Annotated in this window: 14 protein-coding genes and 1 riboswitch; of the genes, 12 read left to right on the forward strand and 2 right to left on the reverse strand. The window is 72.0% G+C overall.

Going from position 1 to position 16,425, the window contains the following annotated elements; translation table 11 throughout:
- Window positions 1–76: 76 nt before the first annotated feature.
- The 5 genes from qcrC to ACIPUC_RS08310 all read left to right on the forward strand — a co-directional run bounded on the left by qcrC (window position 77) and on the right by ACIPUC_RS08310 (window position 6,613).
- Window positions 77–886, forward strand: coding sequence for a cytochrome bc1 complex diheme cytochrome c subunit (gene qcrC, locus ACIPUC_RS08290; protein ID WP_446587560.1), 810 nt, complete (start codon window positions 77–79; stop codon window positions 884–886).
- Window positions 883–1,938, forward strand: a complete 1,056-nt coding sequence (gene qcrA / locus ACIPUC_RS08295) for a cytochrome bc1 complex Rieske iron-sulfur subunit (RefSeq protein WP_446587561.1) — start codon at window positions 883–885, stop codon at window positions 1,936–1,938. Before qcrC ends, qcrA begins: the two co-directional genes overlap by 4 nt.
- Window positions 1,935–3,566 (forward strand): cytochrome bc1 complex cytochrome b subunit, encoded by a 1,632-nt coding sequence (gene qcrB, locus ACIPUC_RS08300; RefSeq protein WP_446587562.1) that lies wholly within the window; start codon window positions 1,935–1,937, stop codon window positions 3,564–3,566. The genes qcrA and qcrB overlap by 4 nt, the downstream gene beginning before the upstream one ends.
- Before the next feature lie 164 nt (window positions 3,567–3,730).
- On the forward strand, window positions 3,731–4,795 hold the full coding sequence (gene trpD / locus ACIPUC_RS08305; protein ID WP_446587563.1) for an anthranilate phosphoribosyltransferase: 1,065 nt from the start codon (window positions 3,731–3,733) through the stop codon (window positions 4,793–4,795).
- An 84-nt stretch (window positions 4,796–4,879) separates the two neighbouring features.
- Window positions 4,880–4,996, forward strand: a riboswitch (SAM riboswitch).
- A 219-nt stretch (window positions 4,997–5,215) separates the two neighbouring features.
- Window positions 5,216–6,613, forward strand: coding sequence for an aminotransferase class V-fold PLP-dependent enzyme (locus tag ACIPUC_RS08310; protein WP_446587564.1), 1,398 nt, complete (start codon window positions 5,216–5,218; stop codon window positions 6,611–6,613).
- A gap of 374 nt (window positions 6,614–6,987) precedes the next feature.
- On the opposite strand, the gene ACIPUC_RS08315 is transcribed toward ACIPUC_RS08310, so the two are convergent.
- Window positions 6,988–7,269, reverse strand: a complete 282-nt coding sequence (locus tag ACIPUC_RS08315; protein WP_008738815.1) for an Lrp/AsnC family transcriptional regulator — start codon at window positions 7,267–7,269, stop codon at window positions 6,988–6,990.
- On the reverse strand, window positions 7,266–7,988 hold the full coding sequence (locus ACIPUC_RS08320; RefSeq protein WP_446587565.1) for a rhomboid family intramembrane serine protease: 723 nt from the start codon (window positions 7,986–7,988) through the stop codon (window positions 7,266–7,268). The genes ACIPUC_RS08315 and ACIPUC_RS08320 overlap by 4 nt, the downstream gene beginning before the upstream one ends.
- Window positions 7,989–8,125: 137 nt before the next feature.
- Here ACIPUC_RS08320 and ACIPUC_RS08325 point away from each other — a divergent pair, with 137 nt between their 5' ends.
- From ACIPUC_RS08325 to ACIPUC_RS08355, 7 genes are all read left to right on the forward strand, one after another.
- Window positions 8,126–8,365 carry a hypothetical protein gene (locus ACIPUC_RS08325; protein WP_008738811.1) on the forward strand — a complete coding sequence of 80 codons (240 nt, stop codon included), beginning with the start codon at window positions 8,126–8,128 and terminating at the stop codon, window positions 8,363–8,365.
- A 38-nt stretch (window positions 8,366–8,403) separates the two neighbouring features.
- The gene (locus tag ACIPUC_RS08330; RefSeq protein ID WP_446587684.1) at window positions 8,404–9,768 is read left to right on the forward strand and encodes an NYN domain-containing protein; all 1,365 of its coding nucleotides are present in this window, start codon (window positions 8,404–8,406) and stop codon (window positions 9,766–9,768) included.
- A gap of 252 nt (window positions 9,769–10,020) precedes the next feature.
- Window positions 10,021–11,049, forward strand: coding sequence for an NlpC/P60 family protein (locus tag ACIPUC_RS08335; RefSeq protein ID WP_446587568.1), 1,029 nt, complete (start codon window positions 10,021–10,023; stop codon window positions 11,047–11,049).
- A 230-nt stretch (window positions 11,050–11,279) separates the two neighbouring features.
- Complete coding sequence (locus ACIPUC_RS08340; RefSeq protein WP_446587570.1) at window positions 11,280–12,332, forward strand: NlpC/P60 family protein; 1,053 nt, start codon at window positions 11,280–11,282, stop codon at window positions 12,330–12,332.
- 34 nt (window positions 12,333–12,366) lie between these two features.
- Window positions 12,367–13,479 carry a hypothetical protein gene (locus ACIPUC_RS08345; protein ID WP_446587572.1) on the forward strand — a complete coding sequence of 371 codons (1,113 nt, stop codon included), beginning with the start codon at window positions 12,367–12,369 and terminating at the stop codon, window positions 13,477–13,479.
- Window positions 13,480–13,511: 32 nt separating this feature from the next.
- Entirely contained in the window at window positions 13,512–14,654 is a 1,143-nt protein-coding gene (locus ACIPUC_RS08350; protein ID WP_446587574.1) for a glycosyltransferase family 4 protein, read from the forward strand.
- A 145-nt stretch (window positions 14,655–14,799) separates the two neighbouring features.
- On the forward strand, window positions 14,800–16,410 hold the full coding sequence (locus tag ACIPUC_RS08355; RefSeq protein WP_446587576.1) for a GMC oxidoreductase: 1,611 nt from the start codon (window positions 14,800–14,802) through the stop codon (window positions 16,408–16,410).
- Window positions 16,411–16,425: the final 15 nt, after the last annotated feature.

The raw sequence follows: 16,425 nt of genomic DNA on the forward strand, positions 1-16,425 counted from the left end.
CGAACACGTCACCGGGCCCGACCCGGCACTCCATCCAGACACACCGACGCAGAAGATCCTGACACCGGGGTAATCCGTGAAAAAGCTCTCCGCACGACGACGCCATCCGCTGGCGGCGGTCGTCGTTCTACTCCTCGCGCTGGCGGCCACTGGGGGGCTGTACGCCGCCTTCGCGCCCGCGGGCAAGGCGCAGGCCGATGAAACCGCCCAGTCCCTCGCCATCGAGGAGGGCAAGAAGCTCTACGCCGTGGGTTGCGCAAGCTGCCACGGAACCGGCGGTCAGGGTTCCTCTGACGGCCCGAGCCTGGTCGGCGTCGGCTCCGCGGCCGTCGACTTCCAGGTGAGCACGGGCCGCATGCCCGCCCAGCAGCCCGGCGCCCAGGTGCCGAAGAAGCCCAACATCTACACGCAGGCGCAGATCGACCAGCTGGCGGCGTACATCGCCTCCCTCGGTGCCGGTCCGATCACGCCGACCGAGAAGCAGTACGACCCGGCAGGTGCCGACGTCGCCGCTGGTGGTGAGCTGTTCCGCAACAACTGCGCGCAGTGCCACAACTTCACCGGCGAGGGCGGCGCCCTGACGAACGGCAAGTACGCCCCCAACCTTGAGGACGTCTCGCCGAAGCACATCTACGAGGCCATGCTCACCGGCCCGCAGAACATGCCCTCCTTCCCGGACGGAACCATGCCGGAGAAGCAGAAGAAGGACATCATCGCGTACCTCGAGAACGTCAACGGCGAGAAGTCCACCAGCCCCGGTGGCCTCAAGCTCGGCGGCCTCGGTCCCGTTGCCGAGGGTCTGTTCGGCTGGATCTTCGGTCTGGGTGCGCTGATCGCTGTTGCCGTCTGGGTCGGGGCCCACACCGCTAAGGCCAAGAAGTCATGAGTCAAGACATTCCCGAAGAGAAGCACCTGCCGAGTGAGCAGGGCGACGCGCACCACGGTGCCGTAGCGGTCGCGGACAACCCGTTCGCCGACCCGGGCCTGCCGGTCCACAGGCCGCGCATCCAGGACATCGACGAGCGTGCGGCGAAGCGTTCCGAGCGCACCGTCGCGATGCTGTTCACGCTGTCGATGCTGGCCACGGTCGCCTTCATCGCCTCCTACGTCACCCTCCCGGTCGACAAGATCGTGTACATCTTCCCCATCGGGAAGGTGAGCGCGCTCAACTTCGCGCTGGGCATGACCCTCGGCACGGCGCTGTTCTGCATCGGCGCGGGCGCGGTCCACTGGGCCCGCACCCTGATGTCCGACGTCGAGGTCGCGGCCGAGCGGCACGAGATCGCCGCTCCGCCGGAGGTCAAGGCGCAGGTCATGCAGGACTTCCGCGACGGTGCGGACGAGTCCGGCATCGGCCGCCGCCCGCTGATCCGCAACACGCTGCTGGGCGCGCTGGCCATGCTGCCGCTCTCCGCCGTCGTGATCATGCGTGACCTGGGCCCGCTGCCCGAGGACAAGCTGCGCAAGACCCTGTGGGCCAAGGGCAAGCTGCTCATCAACCAGAACACGATGGAGCCGCTGCGTCCCGAGGACGTCCTGGTCGGTTCGCTGACCTTCGCCATGCCGGAAGGCCTGGAGGAGGAGCAGCACGACTTCCAGGTCCAGATCGCCAAGGCCGCCCTGATGATCGTCCGGATCAAGCCGGAGGACATCAAGGACAAGCAGGAGCTGGAGTGGTCCCACGACGGGATCGTGGCCTACTCCAAGATCTGCACCCACGTCGGCTGCCCGATCAGCCTGTACGAGCAGCAGACGCACCACGTGCTCTGCCCGTGCCACCAGTCCACCTTCGACCTCTCCGACGGCGCCCGTGTCATCTTCGGCCCGGCTGGTCACGCGCTTCCGCAGCTGCGGATCGGTGTGAATGACGAAGGCTTCCTCGAAGCGCTCGGCGACTTCGAAGAGCCCGTCGGTCCTGCATTCTGGGAGCGCGGATGAGCACTGCGACCACTGACACCAAGGCGCGCAAAGCGCCGGCCGGCGAGCGCGTAGCCGACTGGGCGGACGGCCGCCTGGGCATCTACGGCCTGGCCAAGGCCAACATGCGCAAGATCTTCCCGGACCACTGGTCCTTCATGCTGGGTGAGATCTGCCTCTACAGCTTCATCATCATCATCCTCACGGGTGTGTACCTGACGCTGTTCTTCCACCCGAGCATGAACGAGGTCGTCTACCACGGCTCGTACGTGCCCATGCAGGGCGTCATGATGTCCGAGGCCTTCGCCTCGACCCTGGACATCAGCTTCGACGTCCGCGGCGGCCTGCTCATCCGTCAGATCCACCACTGGGCCGCGCTGATCTTCGTCGCGGCGATGGTCGTGCACATGATGCGCGTCTTCTTCACCGGCGCGTTCCGCAAGCCGCGCGAGATCAACTGGATCTTCGGCTTCCTGCTGCTGGTCCTCGGCATGTTCACCGGTTTCACCGGTTACTCGCTGCCGGACGACCTGCTCTCGGGTACCGGTGTCCGCTTCATGCAGGGCGCCATCCTGTCCGTCCCGGTCGTCGGCACGTACCTGTCGATGTTCCTGTTCGGCGGGGAGTTCCCGGGCGGCGACTTCGTCGCGCGGTTCTACTCGGTGCACATCCTGCTGCTGCCCGGCATCATGATGGGCCTGCTGGTGGCCCACCTGATCCTGGTCTTCTACCACAAGCACACCCAGTTCCCCGGCCCCGGCAAGACGAACAACAACGTCGTCGGCATGCCGCTGCTGCCGGTCTACATGGCCAAGGCCGGAGGCTTCTTCTTCCTGGTCTTCGGTGTCATCGCGGCCATCGCGGCGCTCGCCTCGATCAACCCGATCTGGGCGCTCGGCCCGTACCGCCCGGACCACGTGTCCACCGGTGCGCAGCCCGACTGGTACATGGGTATGCCGGAAGGCCTGATCCGGGCCATGCCCGGCTGGGAGATCAACCTGTGGGGCCACACGCTCGTCCTGGGCGTGTTCATCCCGCTGCTGCTCTTCCCGCTGGTGCTGGGCGCGATCGCCGTCTGGCCGTTCATCGAGTCCTGGGTCACCGGTGACAAGCGCGAGCACCACCTGCTGGACCGCCCGCGCAACGTCCCGACCCGTACGGCCTTCGGTGTCGCCTGGATCGCGGAGTACATCGTGCTCCTCATCGGCGGCGGCAACGACATGTTCGCGCAGTACTTCCACCTGTCGCTGAACGCGCTCACCTGGTTCGTCCGGATCGGCTTCTTCGTCGTCCCGGTGCTCGCCTTCATCGCCACCAAGCGGATCTGCCTCGGCCTCCAGCGCCGGGACCGGGACAAGGTGCTGCACGGTCGCGAGACCGGCATCATCAAGCGCCTGCCGCACGGTGAGTTCGTCGAGGTCCACGAGCCGCTCTCGCAGGACAAGCTGCACACGCTCACCTCGTACGTCACCTACGAGCCGATCGAGATCGGCCCGACGGTCGACGAGAACGGTGTCGAGCGCAAGGTGAAGCTCAGCCAGAAGCTGCGCGCGAAGCTCAGCAAGGGCTTCTACGCCGAGGGCAACCAGATCCCGAAGCCCACGGTGGAGGAGTACAAGGAGATCCAGAGCGGCCACGGCCACCACTGATCCCGTTTGAGGGACTGATTTCGGTCAGTCCTCGTGTCGCCACGGCGAGAGCCCCGTCCAGTGTCTGGACGGGGCTCTTTGCCGTCTCCGGGGCTGGATAGGCTGAAGCCCTTCCCATTCGACGTGGGCCCCACATCGGCGGGCGACGACAGCAGGAGCGGACCATGAACGTTGCGACCCCGGCAGGCGGCGACAGCGTGGCGGCCCGTGGCTGGCCGGGCGTACTCGAGGCGCTGCTCACCGGACGGGACCTGAACGCGGAGGACACCGCCTGGGCCATGGACCGGATCATGCGCGGCGAGGCCACCGACGCCCAGATCGCCGGCTTCGCGGTCGCGCTGCGGGCCAAGGGGGAGACGGTCGCGGAGATCAACGGCCTGGTCCGGGCCATGTACGCACACGCCAACCTCATCGAGGTGCCGGGCCGCACGGTGGACATCGTCGGCACCGGCGGCGACGGGGCGAAAACGGTGAACATCTCCACGATGTCGGCGATCGTCGTGGCCGGTACGGGCGCCAAGGTGGTCAAGCACGGCAACCGGGCCGCGTCCTCCGCGAGCGGCTCCTCGGACGTGCTGGAGAAGCTCGGCGTCAACCTGGACCTCACCCCCGCGCGGGTGGCGGAGGTCGTGGAGGAGGCCGGCATCACCTTCTGCTTCGCGGTGAAGTTCCACCCGGCGCTGCGGCACGTGGCCGCGGCCCGCAAGGAGCTGGGCATCCGCACCACCTTCAACTTCCTCGGCCCGCTGACCAACCCGGCCAAGGTCCGTGCCCAGGCCACGGGCGTCGCGGACCCCCGGGTTGCCCCGATCGTGGCCGGCGTCCTCGCCGAGCGCGGCTCCTCGGCGCTCGTCTTCCGCGGCGACGACGGCCTGGACGAGCTCACCACCACCGCCACCTCGCGGGTGTGGTGGGTACGCGACGGCAAGGTCGCCGAGCAGCCCTTCGACCCCCGTGACGTGGGCATCTCCCTGGTCGACGTGTCGGAGCTGCGGGGCGCGGACGCCTCGTACAACGCCGACATCGCCCGCCGCCTGCTGGCCGGCGAGACCGGCCCGGTCCGCGACGCGGTCCTGCTGAACTCGGCGGCGGCCCTGGTGGCGCTGGACCCGGGCTCGGGCAGCCTGGAGGAGCAGATCGCGGCGGGCATCGCCCGCGCGGCGGAGTCGGTCGACTCGGGCGCGGCCCGGGCCGCCCTGGAACGCTGGGTGGCGGCCAGCAACGCCTGACGCCGTGCTTTTCGGTCAAGGCCCCGGTCCGGATGGTGGACCGGGGCCTTGCGCGTGCGGGATCTTGTGGCAGGATGCTGACCAGGTCACGAGTGACAGCGTTTAGGCCCCGGCTTGCTGTCCGGCAACCCTCCTTCCGTGGCGGGGTGCCCCGGGTGATGACCAGGTCGTAGGCAGCGAGGTCTACGGCAAGCGCGGATCCCTCGACACCAGGGGTCCTGGTCTCTCGAGGAGCGTTTTCCGTGAGCAAGCGAATGCGATAGGGCGACTCCGCCCCTTCTTCAACCCTCGGACCAGGGTCGTTTCCGCGTACCCGCGTTCAGCTCCGAGGGCTTCCCGTACCCCGCCGCACGGCGCCGCGCCGTGGCCGCGTACGGGCACACCGAAGCCATTCACCCCTGCCTGCCGGGAGATTCCGCCATGTCCGCATCCCTGAACGCCGCCGCCACCGCCGCCCCCGTCACCGCCGTCGACCCCGCCTGCGCGGAGCCGCTGCCGGTCCTCGGACGGGACGTCACCGTCCCGCTCGTCACCGGCAGCGAGGTCACCTACGCCGCCCTCGACTACGCGGCCAGCGCCCCCGCGCTCCAGCGGGTCTGGGACGACGTGGCCGCGTACGCCCCGTACTACGGCAGCGTCCACCGCGGCGCCGGCTACCTCTCGCAGCTCTCCACCGACCTCTTCGAGCAGAGCCGGGCCACGGTCGCCGAGTTCCTCGACTGCCGCCCCGCCGACCAGGTGGTCTTCACCCGGTCCACCACCGACTCCCTGAACCTGCTCGCGGCCGCCCTCCCGGCCGGCTGCCAGGTCTTCGTCTTCGAGACCGAGCACCACGCAGCGCTGCTGCCGTGGACGGACGCGCAGGTCACCTACCTCAACGCCCCCCGCACCTCGGACGAGGCCGTCGCCACCCTGGAGCGGGCGCTCGCCGACCGGGCGCCCTACGGCCCGGCCCTGGTCTGCGTCACCGGCGCCTCCAACGTCACCGGTGAACTGTGGCCGGTGAAGGAGCTCGCCGCCGCCGCGCACGCCCACGGCGCGCGGATCGTCCTGGACGCCGCCCAGCTGGCCCCCCACCACCCCGTCTCGGTCCAGGACCTCGACGTGGACTGGGTCGCCTTCTCCGGCCACAAGCTCTACGCCCCCTTCGGCTCGGGCGTCCTCGCCGGCCGCGCGGACTGGCTCCAGGAGGCCGAGCCGTACCTGGCCGGCGGCGGCGCCTCCCGCACGGTCGCCCGCCGCGCGGACGGCGGGGTGGACGTCGAGTGGCACGCCACGGCCGCCCGCCACGAGGCCGGCTCCCCGAACGTGATCGGCGTCTACGCGATCGCCTCCGCCTGCCGGGCCCTTCGGGAAGCCGGGTTCGAGAACCTGGTGGCCCGCGAGCGGCACCTCATCACCAAGGTCCGCGAGGGCCTGGCCGGCGTCCCGGCGGTCCGCGTCCTCTCCCTGTTCGGCGACGGCGCCCCGCGCGTCGGCGTCATCTCGTTCGTCGTGGACGGCTGGAACAGCTCCCACTTCGCGGCCGCCCTGTCCGCGGAGTACGGGATCGGCGTGCGCGACGGCCTGTTCTGCGCCCACCCGCTGGTCCGCACCCTGCTGGGCAGCGAGCCGCAGGCCCAGGGCGAATGCGGCGCCCCGGAGGCGGCCTCTTCGTCCGGCGGAACCCCCGCCCTGAACGCCATCCGCGTCAGCTTCGGCGCAGGCACCCCGGACGAGCACGTGGAGCGCTTCGTCCGCGCGGTGCGCGAACTCGTCGCGGACGGCGCGAAGTGGCAGTACCGCACCGAGCAGGGCCGCTGCGTCCCGGCCGTCTGACAGGCTGCGGACCATGACGTACTGGGACCCGATACCGACCGCCGCCACGCTGGAACCGGTACGGCTCCCCTCCGGGGCCCCGTGGACGGGACGGTGGCAGGAGCGCAACTGGCGCACCGTGCCGGGCCCCTTCTACGGGGCGGAGACCGACAGCTGCCGGACGGTACGGCTGCGGGCTCCGGAGCTCGTGCTCTACGACGACCTGACCCCGGAGTCGGTCCGGGACTGGTGGCGCGACCGCGGCCGCGTCCGGGAGTGGGCGGCGGGCGCCGGATGGGGCGCCCGGCCCGGCCGGGCGAGCGGCTGCCCGGGCTCTGACGGAGAACCCGGCCCCGCCGGCGTTCGAGGCGGACCGGGGCGGAGCCGAGGGCGACCTACGCGTCGAGGCCGATGGCGAACGCCGCCTCGAGGTCGTGCTGCGAGTACGTACGGAACGCCACGTGCGTGTCGGTCGCCTCGACGCCCGGGATCTTGCTGATGCGGCCCGGGATGATGTCCGCCAGGTTCTCGTGGCGGGCCACGCGGACCAGCGCGATCAGGTCGTACGTCCCCGTGACGGAGTAGACCTCGCTGACGCTGTCCAGCGCGGCGATGGACTCGGCGATCTCGGGGATGCGGTCCACGCTGGTCTTGATGAGCACGATCGCGGTGATCACGGCTGGCTGTCTCCCTCGGTGGCCGTCGCTGGTCGCCCCACTCTAGTCGCAGGCCGATAACGCGCCCACGCGTACAGGAAGCCGACGGAGAAGCCCACCAGATGGGCCAGATAGGCGACCCCGGGACCGCTGCCCGCACGGTGCGCCGCCACCCCTTGGAGGGCGAACCAGAACAGCAGCACGATCCACGCCGGGAACCGCAGCGGCAGGAAGAAAAGGAACGGGAACAGGCTCGTCACCCTGGCCCGCGGGAGCAGGTACAGGAAGGCGCCCAGCACCGCCGAGATGGCCCCGGACGCCCCGACCAGCGTCTGTGCGGACCCCGCGTTGGCCGCCGCGTACACCGCCAGCGCCGCGTACCCCGTACAGACGTAGAACACGAGGAACGCCGGCCGGCCCATCCGCTCCTCCGCCATCGCGCCGAACACGTGGAGGAAGAGCATGTTGCCGAGCAGGTGCAGCCAGCTCCCGTGCACGAACAGCGCGGTCAGCGGGGTCAGCCAGGCCCGCGGGCGGCCCGTGAACAACTCGTCCGGTACCACTCCCCAGCGCCGGAAGTACTCCGTACCGGCGGTCAGCAGCCCCTCGCCGGTCCCGTAGGCCGGGTTCAGCCCCGAGGCCGGGCCGAGTACGAACACCAGGGCGCAGCCCGCGATCAGCGCATGGGTGACCACCGGTCCCCGGGCGGCCTCGCGAACGGCCTGCCACCTTACGATCATGTGACAGAGCATGACGCAACCCACCCCACCCGAGGCGGTGGCAGGCCGTAGGGTTACGAGCCGGCGTCCGCCCAATCGGCGCGGACGGCTCAGCAGACGGCTTTAATTGAATCAGCTACGAAGGAGAGAGCGGCCTGATGACGGTTCCCCTGCCGACCGACACCACCCGGTGGCGCTGCACCCTGTGCGGCAACCTCACGCGCTTCGACGTCACCCGTTCGTCGAAGGTCGTGGAGTACGTCCACCTGGACCTCGCCGGGGAGCCCAAGGTCGAGGAGCGCGAGGTGGTCAATGAGACCATCGAGTCGGTCCGCTGCCGCTGGTGCAACGCGGTGGACCAGATCGAGCTCGTGGACAGGCCGGGCGCGGACTCCTGACGGAGCCCCGCCCACAGGTAGATCGGTAGGGGTGACGGATTGTGGAGCCAGCAAGCGGCGCTGAGCCGGCCGATGCGGCCGGCGACGCCGCCGAGGTGCTCGACCGCCCGCTGCCGGAAGGCGTGCGGCGCCGGGTCGTCGCGCTCGTCTCGGACGCCTTCGGCGGACTGACGGTCGCTGACCTCCCGGCGCAGCTGCGCCAGTACGCCCGTTTCACCCCGACCCGGCGCGCCAAGTTCGCGGGCAACGCGATGGCCGCGGCGGTCGAGACCGACCCCGTGTTCCGCAGCCGGGTCGCCGAGAAGCTGCGCGAGGCGCAGGCGGACCTGGCCGGTGCGCTGGAGTCCGGCGCACCGCCCGCCGCCGCGGATCCGCTGGACGTGGCGGCCGCCGCGTACGTCCTGAGGCCGGTCGGCTGGGTCAAGCTGGTGGCCGCCGCGGGCGAGGAGGCGCAGCGCGCCGACGCCGAGCGGGTCGGCGAGGAGACCCGGCGCGAGCTGGACCGGCTGCGCGAGGAGCTGGCGCAGGTGCGGAACCTGCAGCGCTCGGGCGGCGAGCAGGTGCGGGCCGAGCTGGACGAGGCCCGCAAGGAAGCGGAATCGCTTCAGCGCAAGCTGCGCAGCGCGCTCAGCGACGTCAAGCGCGGCGAGGCGGCCCTGCGCAAGGTCAACACGGAGATCGACGGGATCCGCGGCGAGGCGGCCGCACGGGTGGCCGCCGCCGAGAGCGAGACCCGGCGGCTCAAGTCCCGGCTGGCGGAGGTGGAGACGGCGCTGGAGACCTCGCGCCGGGCCACCCGCGAGGGACGCAGCATCGAGGACATGCGGCTGCGGCTGCTGCTGGACACCGTGCTGGACGCGGCGGCGGGGCTGCGCCGCGAGCTGGCGCTGCCGCCGGTGTCGACACGCCCGGCGGACACCGTGGAGGCCGTGGAGCCGGGCCGGATGACGCCGAAGGACATCGCGGCGCGTGCCCTGTCGGAGACCGACCCGGCGCTGCTGGACCAGCTGTTGGCGCTGCCGCAGGCCCACCTGGTGGTCGACGGCTACAACGTGACCAAGACGGGCTATCCGACGATGCCGCTGGAGAAGCAGCGGCTGCGGCTGCTGGGCGGGCTGTCGATGCTGGCCGCGCAGACGGGCGCGGAGATGACCTGCGTCTTCGACGGGGCGGAACTGGCCGCCCCGGTGCTGCTCGCGCCGCCGCGCGGGGTCCGGGTGCTGTTCTCCAAGGCAGGGGTGACGGCGGACGAGCTGATCCGCCAGCTGGTGCGCGCGGAGCCGCCCGGCCGGCCGGTGGTCGTGGTCTCCACCGACCGGGAGGTCGCGGACGGGGTGGCCAAGGCGGGTGCGCGGCCGGTCGCGTCCGCTTTGCTACTGAAGCGGCTTTCGCGCGTTTCGTAACTCCCGCCCCGCATGCCCGAATTGGCAGGGCTCTCAGGGAACGTACCGTCAAGTGACCTGCACAGAGCGTGCGCTGTAGGTAAAGAAGCTGGTCGGGGACCGACTTTTTTCCCGGCAGGATTTGAACTGATCACAGTCGGGTCACTAGGGTCTGCTCAAACCTTCGTGCGGTAGATCACTCATTCGGGGTGGCAGCGAAGGTGCTGCCGAGTTGCGTTCTTCGGCGGCTCTAGGAAGAAGGAGCTCGCCTTCGTGGCGTCCCACCGTCGACCCAAGCAGCCGACCCGCGCTCGTGTGACCGTACTGACCGCCACCGCGGCCGCGGCCGTCGCGCTCTCCACCCAGGGCGCCACCGCCGCCCCGGCGAAGCCGAGCAAGGACGAGGTCAAGTCCCAGGTCGACGCGCTCTACGAAGAGGCGGAGCAGGCCACCGAGAAGTTCAACGGGGCCAAGGAACGCCAGGAGAAGCTCGAGAAGGAGATCGGGCAGCTCCAGGACCAGGTCGCGCGCGGCCAGGGCGACCTCAACGAGCTGCGCGGCACGCTCGGTTCGATGGCGAGCGCGCAGTACCGCAGCGGCGGCATAGACCAGTCGCTCGCCCTGCTCCTCTCCGAGGACCCCGACAGCTACCTCGACAAGGCCTCCTCCCTGGAGCACCTGAGCGGCAAGCAGGTCGAGGCGGTCCAGAAGATCCAGGCCAAGCAGCGCACCCTCGCGCAGCAGCGCCAGGAGGCCGCCGGCAAGCTCGCCGACCTCGACGCCACCCGCAAGGAGCTCGGCGAGAAGAAGAAGGTCTCGCAGGAGAAGCTCGCCGCGGCCCAGGCCCTGCTCAACACCCTGACCGCGCAGGAGCGCGCGGCGCTCAAGGACGAGGAGTCGCGCGCCAGCCGCAGCGACAGCCAGCGCGTCGACCTCGGCAACGTGAGCGCCTCCGGCCGCGCCGGTGCCGCCCTGGCGGCCGCCAAGACCAAGCTGGGCGGCGCGTACGTCTCCGGCGCCACCGGCCCGAGCGCCTTCGACTGCTCCGGGCTGACCCAGTGGGCGTACAAGCAGGCCGGTGTGAGCATCACCCGCACCACCTACACCCAGGCGAACGACGGCACCCGCATCAGCCGCAGCCAGCTCCAGCCCGGCGACCTGGTCTTCTTCTACAACGACCTGCACCACGTCGGCCTCTACGCCGGCAACAACATGACGCTGCACGCCTCCAACCCGCGCGGCGGCATCAAGTACGAGTCGATGGACAACATGCCCTTCATGTTCGGCGTCCGCGTCTCCTGACGCGCCGCCCACCGCCCATCCGGGCGAATTCCAGGGCTCCGCTCTGACCCCGCGCCCCGCCGGTGACCTGCGTCTCCGGTGGGGCGTCACCGTGCGTGCCCGCCGACGGTCGTTGGTCGGTGCCCGGTGGCGCGGCTACTGTCTGCCAGCGCGTAACCCGGCACACGTCCGTCCACGGGGGGCGGACCCGGGCCACTCCTGAGCGGTCTCTGGGAAGGGAGCGGTTTCACGTGGCGTCCCATCGCCGGCCCGGGCTCGGCAGCCTCGACCGGAACACGAAGGCCACCGTCCTCACCGCCGCCGCGGCCACGGCCGCCGTCGCCATGACGGGCGCACCTGCGAGCGCCGCCCCCGGCCTGCCGCAGGACCCCGCAGCGGGCTCCCGCGCCCAGGTCGACCGGCTCTTCGAGGAGGCGGAGCAGGCCACCGAGCGCTTCAACGAGGCGGGCGAGAAGGCCGGCCGGCTGCGCGCCGAGGTCAACCGGGCCCAGGACGCGGTCGCCCGCGGCCAGGAGCGCATCAACACGATGCGGGGCATCCTCGGCACCTTCGCCGGGGCCCAGTACCGCAGCGGCGGCATCGACCCCGCCGTCGGCCTGATGCTGGCCGAGAACCCCGACGCGTACCTGGAGCAGGCCGCCGCCCTGGACCGGCTGACCGGCCGCCAGGCCCGGCAGCTGGACGAGCTCCGCGAGGAGCAGCGCCGGCTCGGCCAGGAGCGCCGGGAGGCCTCCCGCAAACTCGCCGAACTCGACGCGCTGCGCGCCGACGTGGCCCGGCACAAGCGCTCCGTCACGGCCAAGCTCGCGGCCGCCCGGCGGCTGCTCAACGCCATGCCCTCCGAGGAACGGGCCGATTTCGAGCGCGCCTCCCGCTCGGGCGGCCGCTTTGACGCGCTGCCCGACCTGCCCTCCGCGGGTCCCGAAGGGCCCTCGTCGGGGCGCGCCGCGGCCGCCGTGATGGCGGCCCGGGCCGCGGTCGGCCGCCCGTACGTGTGGGGCTCCACCGGCCCCTCCGGCTTCGACTGCTCCGGGCTGATGGTCTGGTCGTACCGGCAGGCCGGGGTCTCGCTGCCGCGCACCTCGCAGGCCCAGCGGCACGCCGGCCGCCAGGTGCCGCTGTCGCAGGCCCGCCCGGGCGACCTGGTGACGTACCGCTCGGACGCCAGCCACGTCGGCATGTACGTCGGCAACGGCCAGGTGGTGCACGCCCCGTACCCCGGGGCCAGGGTCCGCTACGACCCCGTCGGGATGATGCCGGTGTCGGCGGTGACCAGGCCCTGACCCCGGGGCGGTCCTCCTTGCGTACGATCGGCTGATGCTCCCGGGTCGTCGTCTCGTCCGCGTACTGCCGCTCCTGCTGTGCCTGCTGGCGGCCGGCTGCGCGGCGCGGCCGGCGGACACGGCCGGGCAGGACGTCCGCCGGGCCGTGGCCGAGTGGGCGCGGACACCGCCCGAGCGGCTCGCCGGGATCCCGGTCCAGGACTGGGCGTACGAGGTCGCCTCGGTGCGGCGGGACGGCGTACGGGCCCTCGTACGGGCGGAGCTGCGCTACCGGCTCACCGGCTACGACCCGGCCCCGGCCGGCTCGGCCCGCGCCCTCGAACTGCACCGGGACGGCGGCACGTGGCGGGTCACCGCCGACCGGCCCGCCGCGGGCGCCCCGCCGCAGCTGTGGGACCAGGGGCCGGTCTCGGTGGTCCGGGGCGCGCACTCCCTGGTGCTGGGCGCCTCCGGGCAGGGCGAGGACGCCCTGCGGGCCATCGCCGCCGAGGCCGACCGGGCGGTGCCCGCGGCGAGCGCCGCCTGGCCCCGGCCGTGGGCGGGGCGGGTGGTGGTGCTGGTCCCGGGGTCGCTGGAGCGGATGGCGGAGCTGCTGGGCGGGACGGCCGACGCGTACCGGGGCATGGGCGCCGTCACCACCGGCCGGGTGGGCGCGGGACCCGCTCCCGCGGACCGGGTGGTGGTCAACCCGGCGGGGTACGCCGAGCTGGGCGAGGCGGGCCGGCGGATCGTCCTGACCCACGAGGTCACCCACGTGGCCACCCGCGCGGCGACCACCGCCTCGACGCCGCTGTGGCTCTCCGAGGGCTTCGCGGAATGGGCGGCGTACCGCGGCGGCCCCACCACACCGGAGCAGGGCGCGCCGGCGCTGGGCCGGGCCGTGCGGCGCGGCGAGGTGCCGGCGGCGCTGCCCGCGACCGAGGCCTTCGCCTTCGGCGGCGATCCGGAGGCGCTGGCCCGGGCGTACGAGGGCGCGTGGCTGGCCTGCCGGCTGATCGCCGAGAAGTGGGGCGAGGAGGCGCTGGCCGACCTGTACGAGCGGGCGGGCCGCGAGCCGCTGGCGACGGCGCTGGACGAGGCGCTGGGCGTGGACCCGGCGGAGCTGACGAAGGCCTGGCAGGAGGCCCTGCGCGGCTGGCTCCGCTGAGCGCCGCGCACGTCCGGTACTGTCGGCAGGCAATGCACAAGACGCTGATCGTGACCAACGACTTCCCCCCGCGACCGGGCGGCATCCAGGCCTTCCTGCACAACATGGCGCTGCGGCTGGATCCCGACCGGGTCGTCGTGTACGCCTCCACGTGGAAGCACAGCGCGGAGGGCCGCGAGGCCACCGCGGCCTTCGACGCCGAGCAGCCCTTCCAGGTGGTGCGCGACCGCACGACCATGCTGCTGCCGACCCCGCGCGTGACGCGTCGGGCGGTGGGCCTGCTGCGCGAACACGGCTGCGAGTCCGTGTGGTTCGGGGCGGCCGCCCCGCTCGGGCTGATGGGCCCGGCGCTGCGGCGGGCCGGGGCCAAGCGGATCGTGGCGACCACGCACGGGCACGAGGCGGGCTGGGCCCAGCTGCCGGCGGCGCGGCAATTGCTGCGGCGGATCGGCGAGGGCACCGACACGCTGACCTACCTGGGGGAGTACACGCGCTCGCGGATCGCCTCGGCGGTCACCGAGCCGGCGGCGGCGCGGATGGTGCAGCTGCCCCCGGGGGTGGACGAGAAGACGTTCCACCCGGAGTCGGGCGGGGTGGAGGTCCGGGCACGGCTCGGGCTGACCGACCGGCCGGTGGTGGTGTGCGTGTCGCGGCTCGTGCCGCGCAAGGGGCAGGACACGCTGATCGAGGCGATGCCGCGGATCCTGGCGGCGGTGCCGGACGCGGTGCTGCTGATCGTGGGAGGCGGGCCGTACGAGTCCGACCTGCGGGCGCTGGCGGCTTCCACGGGTGTCGGGGACGCGGTGGTCTTCACCGGAGCGGTCCCGTGGTCCGAGCTGCCCGCCCATTACGGGGCCGGAGACGTCTTCGCCATGCCGTGCCGGACCCGGCGGGGCGGGCTGGACGTCGAGGGGCTCGGGATCGTCTACCTGGAGGCTTCGGCGACGGGCCTGCCGGTGGTCGCGGGCGACTCGGGCGGAGCGCCCGACGCGGTGCTGGACGGGGAGACGGGCTGGGTCGTCCGGGGCGGCGCCCCGGACGAGGCGGCGGATCGCCTGGTGGCCCTGCTGCAGGACCCGGCCCTGCGGGCCCGCATGGGCGAGCGCGGCCGTGCCTGGGTCGAGGAACGCTGGCGCTGGGACCTCCTGGCGGACCGCCTGCGCGATCTGCTCTGACCGCGGCGCCGCCCCGAGCCCCTGACGGCGGTGGTTCCGGCGGGGCCGCCGCACGGTCCGGTCCGGCAGCCACGGCTGACTGTCTCTCAGATGTCTGGCTGTGCGGCGTATGGGTGGAAGGGTGGATTCCGCCCATCATGCGGCCATGACACCCAATCTGACGCGCCGTCACGTCCTGGGACTCGGCGCCCTGCAGACCGCCGCCGCCCTCGGCTTCACGAGGATCGGCCTGGCCTCCGCCTCGGCCGCCGAGCCGGCCGCGGCCCCGTACGCACCCGCCGTCGTCGTAGGCTCCGGCTACGGCGCGGCGGTCGCCGCCCTGCGCCTGGGCCAGGCCGGCATCCGCACCGTCGTCCTCGAGATGGGCCGGCTCTGGGACACCCCCGGGCCCGACGGCAAGGTCTTCCCCTCCACCTCCGCGCCCGACCAGCGCTCCATGTGGTTCCGCACGCGCACCGAGGCCCCGCTCGCCCAATTCCTCTGGCTCGACGTGGTCAACCGCGACATCAGCCCGTACCCCGGCGTACTCGACCGCGTGAACTACGGCGACATGTCCGTGTACGTCGGCCGCGGCGTGGGAGGAGGGTCGCTCGTGAACGGGGGCATGGCGCCGACTCCGCGAAGGGCGTACTTCTCCGAGGTGCTGCCCGGGGTCGACGCCGGCGAGATGTACGGCACCTACTACCCCCGCGCCCGCGCCATGCTCGGCGTCAACGACATCGACCCCGCCTGGTTCGAGTCCACCGAGTGGTACCGCTTCGCCCGGATCTCCCGCAGGCACGCCCACAACACCGGCCTGAAGACCGTCTTCGTCCCCAACGTCTACGACTTCGCCCACATGCGGCGCGAGGCGGCCGGCACCGCCACCCGGTCGGCCCTCGCCGGAGAGGTCATCTACGGCAACAACCACGGCAAGAAGAGCGTCGACAAGACCTACCTCGCGGCCGCGATCGGCACCGGGAACGTCACCATCGAGACCATGCAGCGCGTGGTCGGCGTACGGCAGGACCCGGACGGCGGCTACGTCCTCACCGTGCGGACCAGCGACCTCGCCGGCCGGGTCACCCAGGTCCGCGAACTCGGCTGCCGGCGGCTCTTCCTGGGCGCCGGGAGCCTCGGCACCACCGAGATCCTGCTGCGCGCCCGCGAGACCGGGACGCTGCCCGCGCTCAGCGACCGGGTCGGGCTCGGCTGGGGCCACAACGGCAACGTCATGACGGCCCGCGCCAACCACCTGTGGGACACCGTCGGCTGCAACCAGGCCACCATGCCCGCCCTGGGCATCGACGACTGGGACAACGCCGCGAACCCGGTCTTCGCCGAGATCGCCCCGCTCCCGATGGGGATCGAGCACTGGATCTCGATGTACCTGGCCATCACCAAGAACCCCGAGCGCGGGCACTTCACGTACGACGCCGCCACCGACTCGGCCCGCCTGAACTGGCGGCGGGACCAGAACACGCCCTCGGTGAACGCGGCGAAGAACCTCTTCGACCGCATCAACCGGCGGAACGTCACGATGTACCGGTACGACCTCTTCGGCGACAACAAGGCCTTCGCCGACAACTTCACGTACCACCCGCTCGGCGGCTGCGTCCTCGGCGAGGCGACCGACCTGTACGGCCGGGCCAAGGGCTACCAGGGGCTGTACGTGGTCGACAGCTCCCTGATCCCCGGCTCGCTCGGCGTGAACCCGTTCGTGACCGTCACCGCCCTCGCCGAGCGGAACATGGCCCGGATCCTGGCCGAGGACTAGCCCCGGCCAGGCCTG

Source organism: Streptomyces sp. LARHCF249, assembly GCF_052871255.1.